This is a genomic window from Photorhabdus hindustanensis (assembly GCF_002968995.1).
Lineage (GTDB): Bacteria > Pseudomonadota > Gammaproteobacteria > Enterobacterales > Enterobacteriaceae > Photorhabdus > Photorhabdus akhurstii.
Map to the genome: position 1 here is coordinate 214380 of NZ_PUWT01000023.1, position 8140 is coordinate 222519.

Genomic DNA, 8140 nt, shown 5'->3' on the forward strand with positions numbered 1-8140 from the left:
CCATGTGACATGGCCATCTTGAGTCAATTGAATAGTTAGTTCCCGGCTACGATATTTTCTGTTAATAAGGTGTGACCAACGGCATATTTCGCCTGCCATGCTTTAGGATTGATCAAATAATGTTGCCGGAAGCGTTTAGAAAAGTGACTTGGGCTGGAATAACCTACTGCGGTAGAAACATCAATGACACTCATTCCTTTTTTTAGTAAATCTTCTGCGGTTGTCATACGGACATTCTCCAGATATTGATGGAAAGTGCGAAAAACAACCGCACGAAATCCCTCTTTTAATTTTCGTTCATTCAAGCCAACTGCTCTTGATAATGATTTTATCGTCCAAGGGGAATGATAATCACTGTTAATTATTTTTATTGCATTATAAACAGCACGGCGTTGCGACCCGCTGATCACATTATACTGGCAGTCATAAACCTGAGATACTACACAAGCGAGTATTTCTAACGCTTTTGCTTTTAAATAAACCTTTCTTACATTGCCACTTAATTGGCACTCTTCTATTTGATTCACTATCTGCATAAATGGTGGGTAAATGGGACATGCCATCATCAATGCATCACTGTAGCTGGCGTTCTTCTCAAAACCTGCCGCTAATTGGGTGAAAGGGGGTAATTCCTGAGCTTCAATTTCGTTCAATGAGAAACGAATATCGAGAATATGCCATGAGCCGCAACCAAAGAAGTTCATGCCACGCGTCATTTTAGGTGAATGGAAAAATATCATCATTCCCGAACTGATATCTAAAACATCACCATTTTCAATCGCCATTTTCCCTCTCCCGTTTAAAATAAACGCAATTGATACCGTTGGCGGCCCTTCACAATATTCTGTGACATCCTTGTCGAGCTCAAAGCGAATTCGGTTTATATGAATTCCGTCAGATAATTCCTCAATCAATAAGGGAGTATTTGTATTATTTTTCTCCGCATGCGAATGCATGCAATTGCAATGGTCAGCCGTGAAAACTCCTAATTTCTTGCTATAGATCGTCTTCATGAGATCCCCTGTAAAATTAGCATCGGATACCGGTTAAAAAGTGTTTTCTCACTTAAAACAGTGCGTTTTGCATATTAAAGACATTATATTTTTATTTTATATATATATGCATATTGTGAATGTCACTCACTTTATCATTAATGATAATCATTATCAATAGTGCGTAATGCGCTACTTTTGTCCCTATTCCGTTAGCCCTGATGGAATATTATCGATAGTCTCCCGTTATGTTTTTTGTTTTACCATGTTTAATTTTTGTAAAACATGATCTTAAACAGTGCATAACGAGTTATTTATATGAAAAAAAAATACGCTAAGGCGTCTGTTTTATGTTGTTTAATTTCGCCTGTTGTATGGGCAGAACATTCGCCTGGCGCGACAGAGGATTCTTTGATTGTAACGGCTAATAAACGAGAAGAAGCGTTAAATAAAGTGGATGGTAGCGTTTTGGTTAGAACGGGTGAAGAACTTATTCAAGCCGGTATCACTCAAGTGCAAGATCTTGAGCGTGCTTTTCCCGGCTTACAAATTCGTTCACGGGGGAACCGAACTTATTCAGCAACAACCATTCGAGGTATTAGTTCGCCGGATTTCTATTCTCCTTCTGTTCGAATTTATGTCGATGGCGTTCCTCAGGATCACCAGTTCTTAACACAAGAATTAATCAACGTGGAGCGTGTGGAATTATTACGCGGTCCGCAAGGGACTTTATATGGCGGAAATGCGCAAGCGGGTGTTATCAATATCGTCACCCGTTCGCCGCAAGAAGGCCCCTGGCTAAACCTTTCCGGTAATTACTCTAAGCTGAAACAAGGCGGTTCTTTCAGCGGATCGACTCCGCTTATTGAAGATATCCTTTATGGCAGTACCAGCTTGCGTTGGGTAAAAGAGCCTGGACAAATTGATGCGCCTAATAGCGGTAATAAAAATGTTGATTCCAGCAAAACTTGGCTCGGTCGAGGGCAGCTGACATTTGCGCCGGAAGATTCCTCGTTCAGTGCTGAACTTAGCTTCGCTCATGAAGATCTCGATTCCCATGAAGAACTCTATTTGAATGACGAACAATTCCGCCGGAAAGAATACGATGGCCCTATCCCGGATTTAACCCGGCGAGTTAACAGTTATGCATTCAAGGCTGAATATGATTTTGGCGACAGTGTGTTAACCAGTGTGACTTCTTATCAGGATCGCGATATTTACCGTGATTTCATCGGGGGTAAATGGAAAGAGAAACACCACGCCACCACGCAAGAGCTGCGTTTGAACTCCAATTTCTCAAATGGGATTACCAGCGTTCTCGGCGGCTGGTTTTCAGATGAAAAGAATAAACATCATACCAGTGGTTATCCCGGTTACTATGGCGATGCGGCTAACACAATAAAAGCAAAATCGCTGGCACTGTTTGGTGAGGTGAAATTGCCCTTTGCTTCTCAGTGGGATTTGACTTTGGGCGGTCGTTTGTCCCATGAAAAATCGCAGATAGATTATGCAGGCCGTTCTGGCATGATGGCGCTCGAAGCTTTTGATAACCAGGTTTCCAGCAATGAGTTCACACCTAAGGCTGCATTAGGCTGGCAATTGACGCCAGATACTCGTTTCTATATCTCCGCTACTAAAGGGTACAAACCCGGTGGATTCAATAACATTGTCTCCTCCGCCAATGATAGAAAACCCTACAATACTGAAACCTCAGATAATTATGAGCTTGGTTGGCATACCTCGTTCTTTGATAACGCAGTGACATTAGACAGCGCTGTTTACTACATTCGTTCGAAAGATAAACAAATTTATGTTGGTCCGATCGGCGCGCAGTTTATACGCAATGTGGGTAAAGCAGAGAGCAAAGGCATTGAGTTGAGCAGCCAAATTAAGCCAATGAAAGGGCTGAAATTTTCTCTTGGGGGAAGTGCGGGCAAATCAAACTTCACTGATGCGACCGATACAGAGAATGGCATAAGTTATGACAATAAACGTCTGCCTTATGCGCCAGATGTCATGCTTAATGCAAGTTTTGACTACTTGATTGATCAAACGTTGTTACCTGGTAACCTCTATTTAAATGCCGGCGCCCGTTACTATTCTAAAAGCTACTTTAATGAGGCGAATACCCTTGAACAGGGGGGATATACCCTCTATGACGCTTCATTCAGTTTAGAGATGGCGCATGGGGTTAGCGTAAAACTCTATGGCGAAAATCTGGGTGATAAAAAGTATCGCGTCTCCAGTTTCACCGTGGGGCCAAATACACTCAGTATGATCAATAAAGGCTTGAATGTTGGGCTGGATGTGAGTGTCTCGTTATGACGCATAATATCTCCCATCCCCGTCATATATCGTTACTACTGTTGACTTTGGCGGGGGTTTACACCCTCCAAAGTACTATCGGCATGTTAACGTTACAAAGTATGCCGGCGTTTTTACGCAGCCACGGTGTAACCCCAGATAAAATCGGCTTGCTCTACTTGCTAATGTTGCCTTGGGCGTTCAAATTCCTTTGGGCGCCTATTATAGAGCGCTATCGTAAATCTGGTTCGGGGGATACAAACCCCCGCCGTATCATGATCTGCGGTAATCTGCTAATTACATTGCTTTTTTGTTCAATGTCATTGGCAAGACCCGCCGAACATATGCCGCTGATTATTGTCGGTCTGTTTCTGATCACAATTTGCCTGACCGTGGTGGATACCACCACCGATGGTCACGCTATTGACCGGTTACCACCAAAGCACCGCCCTTGGTGTAATGTTATGCAAGTTGGCGGCGGTTATTTGGGCTCCATCATTGGCAGCGGTCTGTTTCTATACCTTGTTTCACTGTATGGTTGGCACATTGGCGCCGGAGTGTTAGCCATAGTGATTCTATTGATGTCATTGCCTGCCCTATTTTTACGGGAAACACAGGTAGAAAAAGCGCCGACGGTTTTAAAAGCCCCGGTTGCCGCTCCTTCTCTCAAAAATGCCCTCCGCCGGGCGCCGGTTAGACAAGCACTGGTTTTGATATTGTTGTGTATGATCGGTACGCGCCTTTCACTCGGTATGCTGTCGCCGTTTTTGATCGATCGCGGCGTGGATTTAACTCAACTCGGTATCATCGCGGCCAGTGGTGGTGCATTAGCTGGATTATCTGGTGTGCTGCTTGGTGGTGTCATCGTACGTAAATTCGGCGCTGTCCAGACATTACTGGCTATTATGCTGCTTGAATCTATCGTATTAGCCTGCATTTTCTGGCTTGCCAAGCAACCAGAAGCGCCGTTATCCCTGCTTTCAGCCGCATACGTCTTCATCACGTTGATCACTGCCGCCAAATTTGTTGCGCTGTATACCCAGATGATGTCGCTTGCGGCAGGTGCTCAGTCTGGTGTGGATTTTGCGTTGATGCAATCCACGGATATGGGCGTTGCAATTATCTGTTCCATGTTGGGGGGATTGATAGTGACTAAAGCAAGTTACGCTACCCTTTTCATGCTAGCACTTATTTTCACCTTCACTGCCCTGTTCTGGACATTGCATAAATTCCATGATTTCCAAAGGGAGAATGTGCATGCATAGCCATGATTCTTCTGTTCAGAACTCACCGGAGCAGCGTGCGGCTGATGCCGGCGTTATTAAAGAGTTATGGTATATGATGCGCCCATACCGTACGCTGAGTTACGTCGCTATCGCACTTGCTATTCTTTCCGCCGGTCTGCAAATGTTACCGGCGGCGGTTGCCGGGCTTATCACCCAGTCTATCTATGATGGGCAATATGACACGCTATTGAATTATGGCGTCATGTTATTGGGATTCACGTTTGCCGCTATGTTGACTTTTAGTGGTTCAACGTTTTTTGCTCATTTGATTGCCGCTGATGTACAGGCTGATGTTCGCCGCAATATCAGCAGCAAGTTGAAGTCTGTGCCTTTGGGTTTTTTCATGCTGACCGACAGCACTGAAATAAAAAAGATGATGCTAGATGACGTCGAGCAACTTGAAGATGGTATTGCCCATATCATTCCAGAGATGTCAGCTACTTTGTTTGGGCCATTGATCGCATTAAGCGTCATGCTGGCCATTGATTGGCGGTTAGCCTTGGCGGCATTCGCGCCAACTTTGGGCGCCTGCCTGTTATTCGTCTATATCCAGATGAAGGTGCAAACGACAACTCAGCGTTTTTATGCCGCCCAAAACCGTATTGCTTCAACAATGGGTGAAGTTATTAATGCGATTCCGGTGGTTAAAACCTATTCAGGCGGCAAAGTTGCGTTACAACGCGCGGAGGAGGCTTTCACCGCTCTGACACGCATTATTGATGTCTGGGTTGAGAAAGTGCAGGTCAAATCCAGCCGGTTTTTCGTTCTATCCAGTGCTAACCTGTTGTTTGTCCTCCCTTTGGCGGTCTGGTTGTTAAACCGACAAGAGATCACGTTATTCGAATTCACTTTCTTTATTTTGGCGGCAATGGCATTTGGCAATATTGCCTCATCCATGTTCGCTGTGATGACACGTTTGCAGCAGCAAGAAGCGTTAATCACACGCTATCGTTGGTTAATGAATCAACCTGAACTAATGCCTTGTACTCAGAGCCAAATACCTGCGGATCACAGCGTTGCTTTGCATAATGTCAGTTTCTCCTACCAAGATGAGCAGGAAAATGCATTAAATGACATTTCATTCTCTATACCTGCGGGAAGTTCATTAGCCCTGGTTGGCGCCAGTGGCTCGGGTAAATCGACTGTAGCGAGTCTTATCGCCCGTCTTTGGGACCCTCAACACGGTCAGGTGACGATTGGCGGTGTCGATATCCGTAATATGGATGAACCGACGCTGCGCAATAATGTCTCTTTTGTTTTCCAGCGTGTGTTCCTGTTCAACGATACAGTGGCTAATAACATACGGTTAGCCCGTCCTGATGCTTCACAGGCAGAAGTTGAAGCGGTTGCTATCGCAGCGCAAGCCCATCAATTTATTCAGCAATTACCACAAGGCTACGACACTGTACTGAACGGTGGCGTGAGCTTATCGGTAGGCGAGAAACAGCGTATTGCTGTTGCTGCCGCTATTCTGAAAAACGCACCAATTCTTGTATTGGATGAAGCTACAGCCTATGCCGATCCAAAATGTGAAAAAGAGATGCAACAGGCGCTCAATGCCTTATGCCGCAATAAGACAGTGATTGTCATTGCTCATCGCCTACCGACTATCCGTCATCTTGATCGAATACTGGTTTTAGATAAAGGACAGATTATCGAACAAGGCACCCATGAGGAGCTGGTCGCACAGCAAGGTGCATACGCCAGACAGTGGGCAGCTTGGCGGGGAGAAAAAACCGGGACAGGAGCAAATTATCATGGGGCTATTTAATCGTCTCCAGCAACATTTATCGCCAAAACTGCAAAGAGTTTGGTTCAAGGGGTTGTTATATAAACAGTTTGATACCGTTGCGATTATGGCTCAACTTGCTATTGCTGCCTGGGCCATCACCCATTTGGGGGAAAGCGACAACGCAATGCTGCCACTTATCACTTTGGGGTTACTGGTTATTCTGCTGTTGCTGCGATTTACTTTTATGGCTCGCGCATTACGTAAACTCACCATTGCCGCCTATGGTTTAGGCATAGAAATTCGTCGCTCTCTGCTACAACGCCTTGTCAGTATGTCTGTCGCCACGATTCGAGGGCTAAGTGCCGGAAAGATAGCGCTGACATTATCTGAAGATGTGCAATGGCAGGAAAATCAGTCAGCCTATACCACACCGCAAATCGCCTGTCAGGTGATGATGCTGACCCTTATCTACCTGGCTTTATTCTGGTTCGATTGGGTGGTTGGCGGCAGTGCATTATTGGTGCTGATGGTTGGGATGTTCATCCTAGGGGCTATCCGTAAAAAACTGAATGAAATATTGCGCTTGCGTGCCGCTATGATGGCTGATGTATCCGAAGCTATCGTTGAGTACGCCCAAGGTATGTCCTTTATTCGTGCCGCGGCGGCGACCACTACGGTAGAACAGCGTTTTGATCGCGAAATCGACCAATTGCGTGTCGCGTTCCGCCGTGGGGTGTTCAGAAGTATTCCTCTACTGAGCCTGTTTTACATCATCATTGATACCAGCGTGGTCGTTGGCATTCTGGCTGGCGCCCTGCGTTTTAATTCACCAGAAGCATTAACACTCTCGGAAATGCTTATCACGATTCTGCTGTTGTTTGCCACCATTACCCCTTTACGTGGGATTATCCCCCTACTCAATATCACGGCCTTAACGCAAGTAGGTGAAACCCATATTGCAGAGATAGAAGCTGTTGCCACGCAAGCTTCCGGGCCATTAACCGCGCCAACCAAATATGATGTTGAAGTGAATAACATTTCATTTAGTTATCCAGGTACGAATCAACCCGCTATTCAAAATGTGTCGTTTTATGCGCCGCAAGGCAGTATGACCGCCATTGTCGGGCCCAGTGGCAGTGGGAAATCCACACTGGCTTATCTATTGCTCTCTTTCTATCAACTGGATAAGGGGGAAATCCGTCTCGGTGGAAATGATATCCATCATTACCAAACTCAGGCACTGTATGACACCGTGACTATGGTATTTCAGGAAACCGCGCTATTTCAGGATACTGTTGCTAATAATCTCCGATTGGGTGATCCCAGTGCGACCCAGTTAGAACTGGAGCAAGCTGCTCGCCTTGCCAATATTCACGATACGATTATGGCATTACCACAAGGGTACGATACACCGCTAGGCGTGGATGGCGGTACGCTGTCTGGTGGCGAGCGTCAACGTCTTGCCATTGCCCGCGCCATCTTAAAGCAATCTCCGGTTTTATTCCTCGACGAAGCGACGGCTTCTCTCGATCCCGAAAATGAACGGTTGATACAACAGGCGTTTGATTCTCTTACCCAGAATAAAACAGTCTTTGTTATCGCTCATCGGCTAAGCACGATAACCCGCGCTGACCAAATATTGGTGATGGATCATGGAACCCTTTGTGATAGTGGAACTCACGATGAATTGTTAGGACGTTGTTCACTTTATCAATCTCTTTGGAAAAACCATCTCGGCTCAGAAGAGTATTGGCATCTACACCCAAATACGCCAAATAAGGTGTAACCCCCACCGTTTCGTAACCGTCATTATTTATAGGATATCT

The 8140-nt window shown here is 45.5% G+C and carries 5 protein-coding genes; 4 read left to right on the forward strand and 1 reads right to left on the reverse strand.

All coding sequences use genetic code 11. From position 1 onward, the window contains the following. Positions 1-35: 35 nt before the first annotated feature. Entirely contained in the window at positions 36-1013 is a 978-nt protein-coding gene (locus tag C6H66_RS09955; protein ID WP_046396421.1) for a helix-turn-helix transcriptional regulator, read from the reverse strand. Between the two features lie 297 nt (positions 1014-1310). Here C6H66_RS09955 and C6H66_RS09960 point away from each other — a divergent pair, with 297 nt between their 5' ends. Genes C6H66_RS09960 through C6H66_RS09975 form a run of 4 tightly spaced genes read left to right on the forward strand, consistent with a single transcriptional unit; the run spans position 1311 to position 8100 of the window. Continuing rightward, on the forward strand, positions 1311-3317 hold the full coding sequence (locus C6H66_RS09960; RefSeq protein ID WP_105395481.1) for a TonB-dependent receptor: 2007 nt from the start codon (positions 1311-1313) through the stop codon (positions 3315-3317). After that, positions 3314-4561 carry an MFS transporter gene (locus tag C6H66_RS09965; protein ID WP_046396422.1) on the forward strand — a complete coding sequence of 416 codons (1248 nt, stop codon included), beginning with the start codon at positions 3314-3316 and terminating at the stop codon, positions 4559-4561. Before C6H66_RS09960 ends, C6H66_RS09965 begins: the two co-directional genes overlap by 4 nt. Then, positions 4554-6353 (forward strand): ABC transporter ATP-binding protein, encoded by a 1800-nt coding sequence (locus C6H66_RS09970; protein WP_248000649.1) that lies wholly within the window; start codon positions 4554-4556, stop codon positions 6351-6353. The genes C6H66_RS09965 and C6H66_RS09970 overlap by 8 nt, the downstream gene beginning before the upstream one ends. Continuing rightward, positions 6253-8100, forward strand: a complete 1848-nt coding sequence (locus tag C6H66_RS09975; protein ID WP_248000650.1) for an ABC transporter ATP-binding protein — start codon at positions 6253-6255, stop codon at positions 8098-8100. The genes C6H66_RS09970 and C6H66_RS09975 overlap by 101 nt, the downstream gene beginning before the upstream one ends. Positions 8101-8140: the final 40 nt, after the last annotated feature.

Bases quoted from the DNA above. Each gene is read 5' to 3' on its own strand.
- C6H66_RS09975 (WP_248000650.1), top strand. From the start codon at position 6,253: ATGAGGAGCTGGTCGCACAGCAAGGTGCATACGCCAGACAGTGGGCAG.
- C6H66_RS09965 (WP_046396422.1), top strand. From the start codon at position 3,314: ATGACGCATAATATCTCCCATCCCCGTCATATATCGTTACTACTGTTG.
- C6H66_RS09955 (WP_046396421.1), bottom strand. From the start codon at position 1,013: ATGAAGACGATCTATAGCAAGAAATTAGGAGTTTTCACGGCTGACCAT.
- C6H66_RS09960 (WP_105395481.1), top strand. From the start codon at position 1,311: ATGAAAAAAAAATACGCTAAGGCGTCTGTTTTATGTTGTTTAATTTCG.
- C6H66_RS09970 (WP_248000649.1), top strand. From the start codon at position 4,554: ATGCATAGCCATGATTCTTCTGTTCAGAACTCACCGGAGCAGCGTGCG.